At 67.3% G+C, this 15,543-nt stretch carries 15 protein-coding genes; 9 read left to right on the forward strand and 6 right to left on the reverse strand.

What is annotated here, in order from left to right:
• Position 1: 1 nt before the first annotated feature.
• Positions 2-328 (forward strand): hypothetical protein, encoded by a 327-nt coding sequence (locus tag AC3WQM_RS10425; RefSeq protein ID WP_492678513.1) that lies wholly within the window; start codon positions 2-4, stop codon positions 326-328.
• Entirely contained in the window at positions 325-1,518 is a 1,194-nt protein-coding gene (locus AC3WQM_RS10430) for a TonB C-terminal domain-containing protein (RefSeq protein WP_492678515.1), read from the forward strand. Before AC3WQM_RS10425 ends, AC3WQM_RS10430 begins: the two co-directional genes overlap by 4 nt.
• Before the next feature lie 40 nt (positions 1,519-1,558).
• Here AC3WQM_RS10430 and AC3WQM_RS10435 read toward each other — a convergent pair whose 3' ends face one another.
• From AC3WQM_RS10435 to AC3WQM_RS10445, 3 genes are read right to left on the reverse strand one after another with little or no spacing between them, the layout of a single operon-like run.
• Positions 1,559-1,759, reverse strand: a complete 201-nt coding sequence (locus AC3WQM_RS10435) for a type II toxin-antitoxin system antitoxin (protein WP_492678517.1) — start codon at positions 1,757-1,759, stop codon at positions 1,559-1,561.
• Between the two features lie 45 nt (positions 1,760-1,804).
• Positions 1,805-2,701, reverse strand: coding sequence for an SPFH domain-containing protein (locus AC3WQM_RS10440; RefSeq protein WP_492678519.1), 897 nt, complete (start codon positions 2,699-2,701; stop codon positions 1,805-1,807).
• Positions 2,702-2,725: 24 nt separating this feature from the next.
• Positions 2,726-3,646, reverse strand: coding sequence for a LysR family transcriptional regulator (locus AC3WQM_RS10445; RefSeq protein ID WP_492678873.1), 921 nt, complete (start codon positions 3,644-3,646; stop codon positions 2,726-2,728).
• A gap of 109 nt (positions 3,647-3,755) precedes the next feature.
• Between AC3WQM_RS10445 and AC3WQM_RS10450 the strand changes: the two genes are divergently transcribed.
• Positions 3,756-4,187, forward strand: coding sequence for a VOC family protein (locus tag AC3WQM_RS10450; protein ID WP_062474623.1), 432 nt, complete (start codon positions 3,756-3,758; stop codon positions 4,185-4,187).
• Positions 4,188-4,197: 10 nt separating this feature from the next.
• A complete protein-coding gene (locus tag AC3WQM_RS10455) occupies positions 4,198-5,112 on the forward strand; it encodes an amino acid ABC transporter substrate-binding protein (protein WP_492678521.1) in 915 nt (304 codons plus the stop codon).
• Between the two features lie 29 nt (positions 5,113-5,141).
• Here the strand turns inward: AC3WQM_RS10455 and AC3WQM_RS10460 are convergent, their stop codons facing one another.
• The 3 genes from AC3WQM_RS10460 to AC3WQM_RS10470 form a co-directional block, all read right to left on the reverse strand.
• Complete coding sequence (locus tag AC3WQM_RS10460) at positions 5,142-5,912, reverse strand: TIGR04325 family methyltransferase (RefSeq protein WP_492678523.1); 771 nt, start codon at positions 5,910-5,912, stop codon at positions 5,142-5,144.
• 92 nt (positions 5,913-6,004) lie between these two features.
• Entirely contained in the window at positions 6,005-6,898 is an 894-nt protein-coding gene (locus AC3WQM_RS10465) for a response regulator transcription factor (protein WP_307693863.1), read from the reverse strand.
• Complete coding sequence (locus AC3WQM_RS10470; RefSeq protein WP_492678525.1) at positions 6,870-10,265, reverse strand: hybrid sensor histidine kinase/response regulator; 3,396 nt, start codon at positions 10,263-10,265, stop codon at positions 6,870-6,872. The genes AC3WQM_RS10465 and AC3WQM_RS10470 overlap by 29 nt, the downstream gene beginning before the upstream one ends.
• A gap of 244 nt (positions 10,266-10,509) precedes the next feature.
• Here AC3WQM_RS10470 and urtA point away from each other — a divergent pair, with 244 nt between their 5' ends.
• From urtA to urtE, 5 genes are all read left to right on the forward strand, one after another.
• A complete protein-coding gene (gene urtA / locus AC3WQM_RS10475) occupies positions 10,510-11,778 on the forward strand; it encodes an urea ABC transporter substrate-binding protein (protein WP_062478305.1) in 1,269 nt (422 codons plus the stop codon).
• Between the two features lie 153 nt (positions 11,779-11,931).
• A complete protein-coding gene (gene urtB / locus AC3WQM_RS10480) occupies positions 11,932-12,846 on the forward strand; it encodes an urea ABC transporter permease subunit UrtB (RefSeq protein WP_354343384.1) in 915 nt (304 codons plus the stop codon).
• Positions 12,847-12,874: 28 nt separating this feature from the next.
• Positions 12,875-14,071: an urea ABC transporter permease subunit UrtC gene (urtC, locus tag AC3WQM_RS10485; protein WP_492678527.1), complete on the forward strand. Its 1,197-nt coding sequence runs from the start codon at positions 12,875-12,877 to the stop codon at positions 14,069-14,071.
• A 22-nt stretch (positions 14,072-14,093) separates the two neighbouring features.
• Positions 14,094-14,837 (forward strand): urea ABC transporter ATP-binding protein UrtD, encoded by a 744-nt coding sequence (urtD, locus tag AC3WQM_RS10490; RefSeq protein WP_095744996.1) that lies wholly within the window; start codon positions 14,094-14,096, stop codon positions 14,835-14,837.
• A gap of 15 nt (positions 14,838-14,852) precedes the next feature.
• Positions 14,853-15,542: an urea ABC transporter ATP-binding subunit UrtE gene (gene urtE, locus AC3WQM_RS10495; protein WP_070060401.1), complete on the forward strand. Its 690-nt coding sequence runs from the start codon at positions 14,853-14,855 to the stop codon at positions 15,540-15,542.
• Position 15,543: the final 1 nt, after the last annotated feature.

Genomic DNA, 15,543 nt, shown 5'->3' on the forward strand with positions numbered 1-15,543 from the left:
CATGCTCGGACAGATCGGCGAGGTGGTCATGCCTGCCGCGGCGCGCGCACGCTGCAACCGGTTCATCCAGGTGTCCCATGACATCAATGAAGACGCGCAGGGAAAGTACTTCCGCTGCGACATCACCTTGATGCGGCTGGCGCCGACTTCGAAGCCCCGCACGCCGGCCGGCACGCCCGTCGTGACCGTTGCCGAATTCGAAAAGTCGTACCGCTGCGCACGCGCCGCGATGAGGATTTCGGCGTTCTCCGTGAGCAGCTTTGCCGGCACCGTGGCCTCGGACCTCCAGGCCAGCGGGAAACTCGAGAACGCCAGGGAGGCGCGATGAGCCTGGCTGCGTCATGGCGGCGCTGGGCTGCGGTGGCCCTGGGCATGGCCGTCACGGCGTGCGCAACGGCGCCGTCGGTGCCAGGGCCTGGTGTCCAGGCGAAGAAGCTCGCCGTGGGTGTCTTCGAGGGCGAGGATGCCAGCGCGCAGGTGATTGCCAGCGTGCTTCAGGCGGACCTGCGCCGGGGCGGCGTCGTGCCTGTCGTCGAAGGTGAAGGGGCATGGCTGGGGGCCATGCAGATGCCGAACTGGGAGGCCTGGCAGGCACGCGGTGCCGAAGCGGTCGGTGGAGGGCGTGTGCAGCGCCTGCTCAACGGCAAGTTGCGCGTCGATTTCCGATTGTGGGACGTGCCCGCACGCAAGGAGATCGGCGGCATCCAATTCGACGCCGAGCCGCGCGACGCACGCCGGCTCGGACATGCGCTAGCGGACTTTGCGCAGGAGAAGCTGGCAGGACGCAAGGGCGCGTACACCGAACGCCGGGCCAGGGTCGGCATGCAGAACGAGCGCTATGCGCTGTCGGTCATGGACAGCGACGGTGCCGACCCCCAGGTGGCATTGACCGCGCGCAAGCCCATGGTGCTGCCCACGTGGACACCGGACCGCCAGTTCCTGGCCTACGTTTCGCTCGAGACGCCGATGCCGACCGTCTGGCTGCAGGATGTCGAATCGGGGATGCGCCAGCCGGCGGCACCTGCGACATCGCTCGTCGATGCCTGCCCCTCCTATGCGACCTTCCTGGTGCCGGGGCCGAGCGCCGTTCCGCCGCCGCAGATGCTCGACGATGCATGGGACAAGGAGGCCGGCGCGGCCTGCAAGGCCGCGCTGCTGTCGCTGGCCGGGCGCGCCGATGCGGCCATTGCCCGCCTGCGACTCGGTTTGCCGGCACGCCCGGTCGCACGGCCCGACACTGAAACGAGCTGGGCCGCCCGCATCGCCAAGGCGATCCGGCAGAACGTGGTCTTTCCCACCGACGGGGAGGCCGCCTTGTCGGGCAATCCGGCCGCCGAGTTCGACGTGCAACTGGCCCCCGACGGCATGATCAAGGGCGCCGTGCTCAAGAAATCGAGCGGCGTGCGTGACTGGGACAACGCGGCGCTGCGAGGCATCCTCAAGACGGAGCGCTTGCCGCTGGACGTCGATGGCCGCGTTCCGCCTGTTCTGGTCATGAGCATGCGCCCCTTCCGCTAGGCGCGAACGGGAGCCCGCTTGCGGGAAGGCCTGGCGATGGCTATCGGGTGGGCGGCTTGCCGCTGTCCTTGGCGGGCGCAACCGCCGCCGGCAGGCGCCCCCGCTTCGCGAGCCCTTCGCGCAGCAGGAACTCGACCTGCGCGTTCGCGCTGCGCAGCTCCTGGGCCGCCAGCCGCTCGATCTCGGCCCACAGGGCCGGATCGATGCGCAGCGGGTAGGACTTCTTACCGGGACTGGCCATCAGGGAACAACGACGTGGCGGCGGTGAACGGGAGCCGTGGATGCATCAGGTGTAGAGCGTGCCCGTGTTGACCACGGGCTGGGTTTCGCGGTCCGAGCACAGTACCACCAACAGGTTCGACACCATCGAGGCCTTGCGCTCGTCGTCGAGCACGACGAGGTTGCGCTCCGACAGCCCCTTGAGGGCGGCCTCGACCATGCCCACCGCGCCCGCCACGATCTGGTGCCGCGCGCTCACGATGGCCACGGCCTGCTGACGCCGCAGCATCACCTGGGCGATCTCGGGCGCGTAGGCCAGGTGCGTGAGCTTGGCGTCGAGCACCTCGACGCCGGCGCTGGCAAAGCGCTGGTTCAGCTCGGCCTTGAGGGCGTCGGCCACCACGTCGAGCCCTGCGCGCAGCGTGACCTCGTCGCTTTGCAGGTCGTCGCCGCTGTCGTAGGCGTAGAGCGTGGCCAGGTGGCGGATGGCGGCTTCGGACTGGATGGCGACGAACTTGTTGTAGTCGTCGATCTCGAACACGGCCTGCGCCGTGTCGTGCACGCGCCAGACCACGGCCGCGCCGATCTCCACCGGGTTGCCGCGCTTGTCGTTCACCTTCAGCGGCGGCGTGTTGAGGTTGCGCGCGCGCAGCGAGATCTTCTGGCCCGACTGGAACGGGTTGGTCCAGCACAGGCCCTCGCTGCGGTCGGTGCCCTGGTACTTGCCGAAGAGCGTGAGGATGATGCCCTCGTTGGGCTTGAGCATGTACAGGCCCGGCAGCAGCGTGACGCCGACGACGATCAGCAAGATGCTCAGGGGCAGCGGCATCATCCGCCGCACGAGAACCCAGGCGCCGACCGCAAGGATCAGCAGCGCCACGGCGACGATGCCGTATCCGTTGACGGACCGGTACGGCCGCTCCCTGCGGACCGGGCGAGGGATGGACGGGGTCTGCTCGTGCATGAAGGCCTCCTGTTGAAAGTGATATCACTTTAATATCTTTTTGGAGGTCGTCAAGGCTTTCTTTCGCCCAGCCTTCGCAGGTTCGGTCGCGTCCCGCAGGCACTGCGCAAACTGCGCGACGAGGGGCGGGCTGGCGCGTGGCTTGCGCTGCAGGAGGCCGATCTCGCGATGGAACGTGGCCTCGCCGAGGGACAGCATGCGCACGCCCGGCGGCAGCGGCAGGTGGGCCTCGACCCACGGCACGAGCGCAACGCCCAGGCCCTTGGAGGCCAGGTGGATGAGCCCGGAGATTTCGTCGACCTCGATGGCGTCGCTGACCACGAGGCCTTCGCGCTGGAGGAATCGTTCGACCATGCGCCCGCCGAACGATGCGCGGTCGTAGCGCAGGAACGGCTGTTCGTGCAGCAGGGTGCGCCAGTTCCTGCCCGGCACGCTCGCGGGGGCAATGAGCACATAGGGCTCGCGCACCAGGGTCTGCCACGTCAGCTCGGGAAGAATGCCGAAAGGCGGCCGGATGATCACGGCCGCATCGATGCTGCCGGCGTCCAGGTCGTCCATGAGCCGCATCGACACGCCGGGCGAGATGTGCACGCGCAGCAGGGGGAAGCCGGCGCGCAGTTTTTCGAGCGCCCGCGCCACCAGTGTCGGCTGCGCGGACGCGATGGCGCCGATGCGCAGCAGCCCGGCGTTCGCAGCGTCGTCGGGCAACTCGCCGAGCTTGGCGTAGAGGCCGCAGATTTCTTCCGCCCGCCCCAGCGTGGTCTCGCCCGCCGCATTCAAGGTGGCAGAGCGGCCCGTGCGGTCGAAGAGCGGGAACCCCAGGGATTCCTCGAGGCGCTTGATCTGGCTGCTGACGGCCGATTGCGTGAGGCCGATGCGCTCTCCCGCCGCGGCGAATGTGCCGTGGCGACACACGGCGATGAAGGTTCGAAGCTCGGTGATCATTTGGGATTCATCGAAATGGGTGGTGCTCAGCGATGAAATATATCGTTTTCGGTTATGTGGCCCGCTGCTTAGAGTTTGCTCACCCTGAACTCCTTGATCGATGAACCCCATGAGCACCCCCACTGCACGCATCCCGTTCCACCTGGCCTTTCCCGTGCGCGACATCGCCGAGGCGCGCGCCTTCTACGGCGAGTTGCTCGAATGTCCCGAAGGCCGCAGCTCGACCGAGTGGGTCGACTTCAACTTCCACGGCCACCAGATCGTGGCGCACCTGGCGCCCGACGAATGCGGCCACAAGACGCACAGCGCCGTGGACGGCCACGACGTGCCCGTGCGTCACTTCGGCGCCGTGCTGCCGATGGACCTGTGGCAGGCAATGGCCGACAAGCTCATCGCACGCCAGACGAAATTCGTGATCGAGCCCTACATCCGGTTCAAGGGCGAGCCCGGCGAACAGGCGACGATGTTCTTTCTCGACCCGTCGGGCAACGCCATCGAGCTGAAGTCCTTTGCGGACCTGGATTCGCTGTTCGCCGTCTGAAAGCGCCGACGTGAAAACAACCCACTGCCTTCTGGCTGCCGCAACGGCCGCGGCGCTCCTGCTGAGCGCCGGGCGTGCATCCGCCCAAACCGACGTGCTGAAGAAGATCAGGGAGTCCGGCGCCATCACCATGGGCGTGCGCGACGCCTCGGGCGCCATGTCCTTCACCCTGGGGCCCGGCGGCTACACGGGCTTTCACGTCGAGGTCTGCGAACGTGTCATTGCCGACATCGGGAAGGCGTTGCAGATCGGCAAGATCCACGTGAAGTACCAGCTCGTCACGCCGCAGAACCGCATGCCGCTCGTGCAGAACGGAACGGTCGACATCGAGTGCGGCACCACGACCAACAATGCGGCGCGCCAGAAAGACGTCGCGTTCGCCCCGACGCTCTATGTCGAGGGGGTTCGCATCGCGGTCAAGGCGACATCCGGCGTTGCTTCGGCGGCTCAGCTCGCCGGCAAGGCGGTGGCCGTCACGACGGGGAGCACCTCCGTCCAGCTGCTGAGAAAACTCAAGCGCGACAACGCCCCTGAGATCGCGCAGGTGTACGCCAAGGACAACAGCGAAGGGTTCCTGCTGCTCGAATCGGGCCGCGCGGAGGGCTTCGTCGCCGACGGGCAGATCCTTGCCACCTTGATTTCCAGGAGCAAGGAGCCCGCGCAGTACCGCTTGCTCGACCAGGTGCTCAGCGTCGAGCCGATCGCGATCATGATTCCCAAGGGCGATGCCGCGTTCAAGAAGCTGGTCGATCAAAGCGTCCTGGCGTTGGCAAGGAGCGGGGAGGCCGCGCGAATCTACGACAAGTGGTTCATGCAACCCATTGCGCCGCACGGCGCGAAGGTGGGGCTGCCGGCCAGCGCCCTGACCAGGGCCGCCTGGGCCAACCCCAGCGACAAGCCGATGGAAGACTACGAGGTGCGATAGGGTCGCACCCGCAAGGCGACGAGGTCGAATCAGGCGATCAGGTCGAAGCAACAGCCCGCGTAGTACGGCTTGTCGCCGCCATCGACGAAGGGCACCTCGATCGGCTTGCCCTCGTTGCGCCACACGTCGCGCTTGCGGTAGCCGGCGCGTGCCAGGTCGGCCAGCAGCTCGTCGTGGTGCTGGATGCGGTAGGCGCACACGGCCACGCCGATGCTGTTGAGCGTGTAGATCGTGCGCTCGGGGTGCACGGCCGTGGTGTTCATGACGATGCGCCGGGGCTTCACGGCGAGCGCGGAAAGAATCGCGTCCATGCGCATCGGCAGGTACTGCAGGCTGCCCGACACATACAGCACGTCGCAGCCGCTCGCATCGCGGTAGTCGGTGGTGAAGCCGAGCTGCGCGGTCGCCTCGCGCTTGACGGCCATCGCGCGGCCGCTCTCGACCACGCCGGGCACGTCGCACACCGTCCAGCGCAGGGTGTCGGGGTAGCTCAGCACGCGCCGGAAGGCGTAGTACTTGATGCCGACGTGCCCGCCCAGGTCGAACACGCGCGTCAGGCCCGCGTCGATGGAGCGGCCCAGCCAGAAGAGGCCGGGGTAGTCGTAGAAATAGATCTGCGGGCTGTAGAGCTCGCCCGCGTCGGCGTTGGCGTAGCCGACGGCCTTGGTGGGTGGCGCGCCGGCCTCGGCCGCCTCGAAGCTCTCGAACGACCCCATGAAGAGGTTCTCGTCCGTGTTGTTCAGGAACTTGCGCCGGTAGGCGCTTTCGCGGGGCGGGAAGGTCAGCAGGCTTGAAAGCATGTCTCTCTCCTGTGGCTTTCGCATTCTGAGCGCAACCGGCGCCTTTGGGGGGCGATAGCCCAGCGCCGCGGGGGCGGTTACCCCGTGGGGGTTTACATGCCGCTCGCCAGTGCCGCAGCCGCCGCGCGGGTCTCCACGCCCAGCTTCTCGAAGATGTGCTCCAGGTGCTTGTTCACCGTGCGTGGGCTGGTGCCCAGGATCTCGCCGATGTCGCGGTTGGTCTTGCCCTTGGCGAGCCAGGACAGCACCTCGGTCTCGCGCGGCGTGAGGGCCGCGTCGGCCAGGCGCGCGGCCGGGCCTTCGCGCTGGAGGGCGAACAGCAGCATGGTCTCGCCCAGCGCCGCCGCGCCCAGGTTGCGCACCGACAGGCGCATGCCCGTGGCGGTGCCGATGGCGATCGACGCACCGGGCGCCAGCGCGGGCTCCACCGAGGCAGGCAGGCGCCCCGGCGCCACCGGGTCTTCGAGCGCATGCAGCCACAGCGCGGCCTGCGGCGAGCGCCAGGCGATGCGCCCGCGCGTGTCGACGAACACCACGCCCATGCCCGCCACGTCGACCGCGTCGCGTGCCATGCGCGTGATGCGGGCGTTGCGCGTGTGGGTGTGCAGCCGCGCCAGCACCTCCTGCGCGCGGATCGGCTTCACCACGTAGTCGACGCCGCCGCACTCGAAGCCCTCGACCACGTGCGCGGTTTCCGACAGGCCGGTCATGAACAGCACCGGAATGTGCGCCAGCGCCGCGTTGGCCTTGATGCGCCGGCAGGTCTCGAAGCCCGAGAGGCCGGGCATCAGGCCGTCGAGCAATATCGCGTCGGGCACCACCAGCTCGAGCCGCTGCAGCGCGGCCTCGCCGTCGGCCGCCACCAGCACGGTGTAGCCGCTGGCCTCGAGCGTGTCGCACAGCATGCCCAGGCTGCTGGGGGCGTCGTCCACCACCAGCACGACGGGGCGTTCGGATTCATGACCGGGCGAGGGGAGTGTCTGCATCTTCTGCCAGTGCGTTGCGGAGGGTGTCGAGTTCGAAGCGCGCGACCATGCCGCGCAGCCAGGTGCAGGTGGCTGCCGCGGCGGGCGAGGCCGCGGCCAGCCGGTCGAGCGCGGTGTGCAGGCCGCGCACATGGCCCATCTGCACCAGGCGCATCAGGTTGGCGCGGTCGTCTTCGCCGAGTGCGAGCAGGGGCGGGCGCACCGGGTTCGTGTCGGGGTCGGCGGGCGGCGGCAGGGCGTCGCCGATGGCCAGCCATTCGAGGCCCAGGTGCCGCTCCAGTGTGGCGATGAGTTCCGACTCGATCACCGGCTTGCCCACGAAGGCCTGGCAGCCCGCGGCGCGCAGCCGGTCGGCCTGGTTCTCGAACATGTTGGCCGAGACGATGATGATCGGCAGCTCGGCGAAGCCCGAGGCCCGCACCGAGCGCGCGGTCTGCCAGCCGTCCATGTCGTCCATCGTCAGGTCCAGCAGGATGGCCGAGGGCAGCTCTTCGCGCAGGCTGTCCAGGCACTCGGTGCCGCTGGCCGCCTCGCGCACCGTGAAGCCCAGCGGCGCGAGCATGCCGGCGAGCATCTGGCGCTGCACCGGCTGGTCGTCCACCACCAGCAGCGTGCGGCGCTCGCCCAGGTAGCCCGACACCGGCTCGCGTGAGCCCGCCTGCGGGCCGGGGTCAGCCACCTCACGCAGGTACACGCGCACGCTGAAGGTGCTGCCCGCCGACGAGGTGGACGCCAGCTTGAGCTCGCCGCCCATGAGCGAGGTGAGCAACCCCGTGATGGTCAAACCCAACCCCGTGCCCGGCTCGCCGCGCCGGCGGCCCGCGGCGCCGCGCTCGAAGGGCAAAAAGATGCGCTGGCGGTCCTGCGGTGCCACGCCGATGCCGGTGTCGACCACGTCGAAGCGCAGCACCTCGCGCCGCGCGTCCACATGCAGCGTGACCGTTCCGCTGTCGGTGAAGCGCACGGCGTTGGTCAGCAGGTTGATGAGGATCTGGCGCAACCACTTCACGTCGGCATGCACCCACGGCGGCAGCTGGCCCGCATGCGTGTAGACGAACGCCAGGCCCTTGGCCTCGGCCTGCGGGCGCACCATTTGCACCACCTGGTCGAGAAAGGCCGGCAGCGCCAGCGGCGAGGGCTCCAGCTGCAGCCGGCCGGCCTCGATGCGCGCCAGGTCGAGCAGCCCGTCGATGAGGCCCAGCATGTGCTCGCCGCTGCGGTGGATGGTCTGCACCGCCTCGCGGGGTGGCAGGGCCGCGTCGCCGCCCTTGAGCAGGATCTGCGAGTAGCCCAGGATGCTGTTGAGCGGCGTGCGCAGTTCGTGCGTCATGCCGGCCACGTAGCGCGTCTTGGCCTGGTTGGCGGCTTCGGCGGCCTCCTTGGCGGTCTGCAGCGCGGCGTCGGTGCGGCGGTGCGCCTCGATTTCGAGCGCGAGCAGGTTGTTGTGGCGGTTCGATTCCTCCTGCGCCATCTGCCGGCTCTCGCTGCCCAGCACCACCCACCACGCGGCCACCGCCGCCACCACCGAGAGCAGCGCGAACACTTTCAAAAAGGCTGTCGCCATCGCTGAATCGATGGTGCCCGCGATGGCCTCCTGCGCGTAGACCACGCCCACCACCGTGGCCAAGAGCGCGATCAGCGAGGTGGCGACCAGCAGGTAGTGCGCGACGCGGAAGTTCAGCCGCGCCGACAGCGCCGGTGGCAGCAGCGCCTGCAGCCAGCCGCTCATCTGCTCGGCGGCGCGCGAGTCGGTCTTGCAGCGGTCGTGGCAGCGCGATTCGAGCGTGCAGCACAGCGAGCAGATCGGTGCGCTATAGGCCGGGCAGTGCGCCATGTCTTCCGACTCGAAGCTGTTGTCGCACACCGAGCACTTCACGCTCTGGCCGGGCGTCCAGCGGTCGATGTCGGTGCGTGCCAGGTAGTAGCGCCCGCGCGTCTTCCAGGCCAGCAGCGGGGACACAGCCATGGCGGTCGCCAGCGCAATGAAGGGCGAGAAGGCCCGCGCCCACTGACCGAGCGCGCCCGAATAGGCCAGCATCGCCAGCGCCGCCGCCACCAGCATCGCGACCAGGCCCACGGGGTTGATGTCGTACAGGTGCGCGCGCTTGAACTCGATGGTCTTCGGGCTCCACCCCAGCGGCTTGTTGATGACGAGGTCGGCCACCAGTGCGCCGACCCAGGCGATGGCGATGTTGCTGTAGAAGCCCAGCACGTGTTCCAGCGCGGCGAACACGCCCAGCGCCATCAGCAGGATCGCGATGGCCACGTTGAACACCAGCCACACCACGCGCCCCGGATGGCTGTGCGTGAGCCGCGCGAAGAAGTTCGACCACGCCAGCGAGCCCGCATAGGCGTTGGTCAGGTTGATCTTCATCTGCGACACGACCACGAACAGCACCGTGATGCCCAGCACCCAGGCCGGGTCGCGCAGCACGTACGAGAAGCCCGTGAGGTACATCTGCGTCGGCTCGATCGCGTGGTTGGCCGGTATCTCGTGCTGCAGCGCCAGGAAGGCCAGGAACGCGCCGCCCATCATCTTCAGCATGCCCGGCACGATCCAGCCCGGCCCGGCGACCAGCACCGCGGTCCACCAGCGGCCGCGGTTGGCGGCGGTCTTCTCGGGCAGGAAGCGCAGGTAGTCGACCTGCTCGCCGATCTGCACCACGAGCGAGAAGGCCACCGTGGCGGCCGCGCCGAACATCAGCGGATCGAAGCCGCTGCTGTCGGAGGTGCGGCCCACGAGGCTGGTGAAGTCGGCATACAGCTCGGGCTTCTTCACCATCACCGCGATGAAGGGGCAGACGAACAGCACGATCCAGATCGGCTGCGTCCACAGCTGCAGCCCCGAGATGAGCGTGATGCCGCGTGCCACCAGCGGAATGATCACGATCGACGACACCAGGTAGAGCAGCCACAGCGGCCAGTCCAGGTACATCTGCAGCGCCAGCGCGAGGATGGCGGCCTCGAGCGCGAAGAAGATGAAGGTGAAGCTCGCGTAGATCAGCGAGGTGAGCGTGGAGCCCAGGTAGCCGAAGCCCGCGCCGCGCGTGAGCAGGTCCATGTCCACGCCGTGGCGCGCCGCGTAGTACGAGATCGGCAGGCCCGTGAGGAAGGTGATGAGCCCCACCACCAGGATCGCCCACAGCGCGTTCGAGAAGCCGTAGCTCAGTGCGATGGCGCCGCCGATGGCCTCCAGCGCCAGGAACGAGGTGGCGCCGAAGGCCGCGTTGGCCACGCGGAACTCCGACCACTTGCGAAAGCTGCGCGGCGTGTAGCGCAGCGCGTAGTCCTCCAGCGTTTCGTTCGCGACCCAGGCGTTGTAGTCGCGGCGGATGCGAAAGATCTTCTGTCCGGAGACGGATGTCATGGCGGGTTCTCGCGGCGGCGGCAACGGTGGCATGCGGCAGGTACAGCAAGAAGCGCTCCCTGCTGTCCCGTGCCTTGTCTGCTCGCGAGTCTGCGGCCCGGGCAGGGGCGCATCGCTACGTTGAATGACGTATTCGCGAGTACGCAAGTGATTTCTAAAGTACCAGCCATGGTGCTCGCAGCACCGTCCGATGCACTGCGATGGTGCGCGGCTCACTCTTCTTTCAACCTGCCTGGAGTTCCTGATGTCGCGTGATTCCGATCCTTCTTCCCTCGATGCCATGGCACTGCGCCGCCGCCGCCTGCTGCAGGGCGCCGCCGCGTTGCCCGTGATGGGCCTGAGCGGCCTGAGCTTCGGCCAGGGTCAGTTCCCCACGGCCAAGGTCAACACCACCAAGCTCGCGGTGACCGACACCGAGGTCACGGTAGGCCAGCTGCATTCGTCCACCGGCACCATGGCCATTTCGGAGACCGGCTCGATCCAGGCCGAGCAACTCGCCATCGACCAGATCAACGCCATGGGCGGCATCCTGGGCCGCAAGATCAAGGTCATCAAGGAAGACGGCGCCTCCGACTGGCCCACCTTCGCCGAGAAGTCGAAGAAGCTGCTGGTCAACGACAAGGTCGCGGCCGTGTTCGGCTGCTGGACCAGCGCCTCGCGCAAGGCCGTGCTGCCGGTGTTCGAGAAAGAGAACGGCCTCCTGTACTACCCGACCTTCTACGAAGGCCTGGAGCAGAGCAAGAACGTGATCTACACGGGGCAGGAGGCCACGCAGCAGATCATCTGGGGGCTCGATTGGGGCGCGAAGGAGAAGAAGGCCAAGACCTTCTTCCTGGTCGGCTCCGACTACATCTGGCCGCGCACCTCGATGAAGATCGCACGCAAGCACATCGAGAACTTCCAGAAGGGTTCGGTCAAGGGCGAGGAGTACTACCCGCTGGGCCACACCAACTTCAACTCGCTGATCAACAAGATCAAGGTCGCCAAGCCCGACTGCATCTTCGCGGCGGTGGTGGGCGGCTCGAACGTGGCCTTCTACAAGCAGCTCAAGGCCGCGGGCATCACGGGCGACAAGCAGTTCCTGCTGACGCTGGCCGTGACCGAAGACGAGATGACCGGCGTGGGCGGCGAGAACTTCGCGGGCTTCTACTCGTCGATGAAGTACTTCCAGACGCTGGACAACGAGAACAACAAGAAGTTCGTGGCCGCCTTCAAGGCCAAGTACGGCAAGGACGCGGTGATCGGCGACGTGACGCAGGCGGGCTACCTGGGCCCGTGGCTGTGGAAGGCCGCGGTGGAGAAGGCCGGCAGCTTCGACATCGACAAGGTGGTGGCGGCGTCGCCGGGCATCGAGCTGAAGACGGCGCCGGAAGGCTACGTGAAGCTGGATGCGAACCACCACCTGTGGAGCAAGGCGCGCATCGGGCAGGGGCAGCTGGATGGCAGCTTCAAGGTGGTCGCTGAATCGGGCGAACTGATCAAGCCCGATCCGTTCCCGAAGGGCTACCAGTAACGCTTGCATTTCTCCCTCCCCCTCTGGGGGAGGGCAGGGGTGGGGGCAAGCGGCCGTTGATGAAGCCTTGCGCATGCCAGTGCCGCTGAGCCCCCATCCCAACCTTCCCCCAGAGGGGGAAGGGGCCAACACCCAACACCGGAACACGTTGCCATGACTCTGTCGGACATGATGAACATCGGCCTCATGCAGGGCTTCGCGGGGCTGAGCCTCTTCGCGGTGCTGCTGCTCATGGGCCTCGGGCTCGCGATCATCTTCGGGCAAATGGGCGTGATCAACATGGCGCATGGCGAGTTCATGACCATCGGCGCCTACTCGATCTTCCTGGCCGCGCAGGTGACCGAACGCATGGCGCCTTCGCTCATGCCGTATTACTTTCCGATCGCGATCGGGCTGGCCTTCGTGTTCGCCTTCATCGCCGGCTGGCTCGTGGAGTGGGCGCTGATCCGCCACCTCTACAAGCGACCGCTCGACACGCTGCTCGCCACCTGGGGCGTGAGCCTGGGCCTGCAGCAGATCTTCCGCACCTTCATCGGCCCGAAGGAAGTGAGCCCCACGCTGCCCGAGTGGCTCATGGGCTCGTGGACGCCGCACGAAGGCCTGGACATTCCGATCAACGGCCTCTTCGTGCTGGCGCTCACCGCGCTGGTCACGGGCGGCGTGCTCATCGCCTTGCACAAGAGCCGCTGGGGCCTGCGGGTGCGCGCCACCGTGGCCAACCGCACCATGGCCAACGCCACCGGCATCGACACCAAGAAGACCGACCGCCTCACCTTCGCCATCGGCTGCGGCATCGCCGGCGTGGCCGGCGCGGCCTTCACCACCATCGGCTCGACCGGGCCGACCTCGGGGTCGCTGTACATCGTCGACGCCTTCCTGGTCGTCACCTTCGGCGGCGCGGCCAGCCTGCTGGGCACCGTGGTCTCGGCCTTCGGCATTGCGCAGACGCAGTCGATCTCGGAGTTCTTCATGACCGGCTCGATGGCCAAGGTGCTGACGCTGTCTTTGATCGTGCTGATCCTGATGATGCGCCCCCAAGGCTTGTTCGCAGTCAAGGTGCGTCGCTGAACCCGATTCCTTCCCGGAGAACCTCCCGATGAATTTCCTCAAGGCCTCGATCCGGCGCTACCAGCTCGGCAGCCTCCTGCTGCTGCTGGTGCTGCTCGCGGTGGTGCTGCCGCTGTCGCTCGACATCTTCCGCCTCAACCTCGTGGGCAAGTACCTCAGCTATGCCTTCGTGGCCGTGGGGCTCGTCATGGTGTGGGGCTACGGCGGCGTGCTGAGCCTGGGGCAGGGCGTGTTCTTCGGCATCGGCGGCTATGCGATGGCGATGTTCCTCAAGCTCGAAGCCTCCGACCCCATCACCACCAAGATCCAGTCGACGCCCGGCATCCCGGATTTCATGGACTGGAACCAGATCACCGAGCTGCCCGCGCTGTGGCTGCCGTTCAAGAGCCTGCCGCTAAGCCTCGCTCTCGTGGTGCTCGCGCCGATGGCGCTGGCCTGGCTCATCAGCTTCGCGATGTTCAAGCGCCGCGTGGGCGGCGTGTACTTCGCGATCATCACGCAGGCGGTGGCGCTCATCTGCACCGTGCTCATCATCGGCCAGCAGGGCTACACGGGCGGCGTGAACGGCATGACCGATCTGAAGACGCTGCTGGGCTGGGACACGCGCACCGACAGCGCCAAGTACATCCTCTACTACGTATGCGTGGGCCTGCTGGTGGCCAGCATCCTGCTGTGCCGCTGGGTGCAGACCAGCAAGCTGGGCACGCTGCTGCTGGCGATGCGCGACAAGGAAGACCGCGTGCGCTTCTCGGGCTACGACGTGTCGAACTTCAAGGTCTTCACCTTCTGCCTGGCGGCCGGGCTCTCGGGCATCGGCGGCGCGATGTTCGCGCTGCAGGTGGGCTTCATGTCGCCGAGCTTCGTGGGCATCGTGCCCTCGATCGAGATGGTGATCTTCTGCGCCGTCGGCGGCCGCATGAGCCTGGTGGGCGCGGTGTACGGCGCGCTGCTGGTGAACGCGGGCAAGACGCTGTTCTCCGAGAGCTTTCCAGACCTGTGGCTGTTCCTGATGGCCGCGCTCTTCATCGGCGTGACCATGGCCTTCCCGATGGGCCTGGCGGGCCTGTGGGAAGACACGATCAAGCCGTGGTGGGCCTCGCGCCGCCAGGCCCTGCGCGACGCTGCGACGAAGCCGCCGCCCGCCGCCGTGTCAGCGCCTTCACCCGTCGCCGCGCCGCAGGCCGAGCCCGCGCTGCCCGAAGGCATCGGCCGCCAGCGCGCCTGACCGACACCGGAGCCCCCACCCCATGAGCAACACCGACTTCGCCCTCGCCGTGGAAGACCTCAGCGTCTCCTTCGACGGCTTCAAGGCCATCGACGACCTGACGCTGTACATCGACCGCAACGAGCTGCGCGTGATCATCGGCCCCAACGGCGCCGGCAAGACCACGCTGCTCGACCTGATCTGCGGCAAGACGCGCGCCAGCGCCGGCAGCATCAAGTTCAAGAACACCGAGCTCACGAAGATGGCCGAGCACAAGCGCGTGCGGCTGGGCATCGGCCGCAAGTTCCAGACGCCGTCGATCTACGAGAACCTGAGCGTGTTCCAGAACCTGGAGGTGTCCTTTCCGAAAGGGCGCTCGGTGTTCGGCGCGCTGGCCTTCCAGTGCGACGACGAGGTCAAGGGCAAGGTGCAGGCCATCGCCACGGAGATCGGCCTGGCCGACAAGCTCGGCACCGAAGCGGGCCTCCTGAGCCACGGCCAGAAGCAGTGGCTGGAGATCGGCATGCTGCTGATGCAGGAGCCCGAGCTGCTGATGCTCGACGAGCCCATTGCCGGCATGAGCGCGCGCGAACGCGAGCTCACGGCCGACCTGCTCCAGCGCATCTGCCGCAACCGCGCCGTGATCGTCATCGAGCACGACATGGCCTTCGTCAAGCAGATCGCACACAAGGTCACCGTGATGCACCAGGGAAAGATCCTCGCCGAAGGGCCGATGGAGAAGGTGCAGGCCGACCCGAAGGTCATCGACGTTTATCTGGGTCACTGAACCATGAGCACCATCATGCTGAAGGTCGACGACCTGCACACCGCCTACGGCCAGAGCGAGGCGCTGCACGGCATCTCGTTCGTGGGCCATGCCAACGAAACCATCGCCATCATGGGCCGCAACGGCATGGGCAAGACCACGCTGTTCAAGAGCCTCATGGGCGTGCTGCCGATCAAGAGCGGGCGCATCGAGGTCGCGGGGCAGGACGTGTCGCGCGACGAGAGCTTTCGCCGCGTGGCCAAGGGCATCGCCTACGTGCCGCAGGGCCGCATGATCTTCCCGACGCTGACGGTGGAAGAGAACATCCAGACCGGCCTGGAGAACTCGAAGACCCGCCGCATCCCCGAAGAAATCTACGCGCTCTTCCCCGTGCTGTGGGACATGAAGAGCCGCAAGGGCGGCAACCTCTCCGGCGGCCAGCAGCAGCAGCTCGCCATTGCGCGCGCCCTCGTCACCGACCCCAAGGTGCTGCTGCTCGACGAGCCCACCGAAGGCATCCAGCCTTCGATCATCAAGGACATCGCCAAGGCGCTCAACGAGATCCGCAAGCTGCGCGGCATCACCATCGTCGTGTCCGAGCAGGTGCTGAGCTTCGCGATGGACGTGGCCGACCGGCTGTTCGTCATCGAAGGCGGCCGCCTCGTGCACGAGACCGCGCGCGACAAGACCGATGTCGATCACATCAAGGCCTATCTCTCTGTCTAAC

It is taken from the genome of Variovorax sp. FW301-JW7, from assembly GCF_058788795.1.

Bases quoted from the DNA above. Each gene is read 5' to 3' on its own strand.
- AC3WQM_RS10460 (WP_492678523.1), bottom strand. From the start codon at position 5,912: ATGCTTTCAAGCCTGCTGACCTTCCCGCCCCGCGAAAGCGCCTACCGG.
- AC3WQM_RS10450 (WP_062474623.1), top strand. From the start codon at position 3,756: ATGAGCACCCCCACTGCACGCATCCCGTTCCACCTGGCCTTTCCCGTG.
- urtB (WP_354343384.1), top strand. From the start codon at position 11,932: ATGACTCTGTCGGACATGATGAACATCGGCCTCATGCAGGGCTTCGCG.
- AC3WQM_RS10470 (WP_492678525.1), bottom strand. From the start codon at position 10,265: ATGACATCCGTCTCCGGACAGAAGATCTTTCGCATCCGCCGCGACTAC.
- urtC (WP_492678527.1), top strand. From the start codon at position 12,875: ATGAATTTCCTCAAGGCCTCGATCCGGCGCTACCAGCTCGGCAGCCTC.
- AC3WQM_RS10445 (WP_492678873.1), bottom strand. From the start codon at position 3,646: ATGATCACCGAGCTTCGAACCTTCATCGCCGTGTGTCGCCACGGCACA.
- urtE (WP_070060401.1), top strand. From the start codon at position 14,853: ATGCTGAAGGTCGACGACCTGCACACCGCCTACGGCCAGAGCGAGGCG.
- urtA (WP_062478305.1), top strand. From the start codon at position 10,510: ATGTCGCGTGATTCCGATCCTTCTTCCCTCGATGCCATGGCACTGCGC.
- AC3WQM_RS10430 (WP_492678515.1), top strand. From the start codon at position 325: ATGAGCCTGGCTGCGTCATGGCGGCGCTGGGCTGCGGTGGCCCTGGGC.
- AC3WQM_RS10465 (WP_307693863.1), bottom strand. From the start codon at position 6,898: ATGCAGACACTCCCCTCGCCCGGTCATGAATCCGAACGCCCCGTCGTG.
- AC3WQM_RS10435 (WP_492678517.1), bottom strand. From the start codon at position 1,759: ATGGCCAGTCCCGGTAAGAAGTCCTACCCGCTGCGCATCGATCCGGCC.
- AC3WQM_RS10425 (WP_492678513.1), top strand. From the start codon at position 2: ATGCTCGGACAGATCGGCGAGGTGGTCATGCCTGCCGCGGCGCGCGCA.
- AC3WQM_RS10440 (WP_492678519.1), bottom strand. From the start codon at position 2,701: ATGCACGAGCAGACCCCGTCCATCCCTCGCCCGGTCCGCAGGGAGCGG.
- urtD (WP_095744996.1), top strand. From the start codon at position 14,094: ATGAGCAACACCGACTTCGCCCTCGCCGTGGAAGACCTCAGCGTCTCC.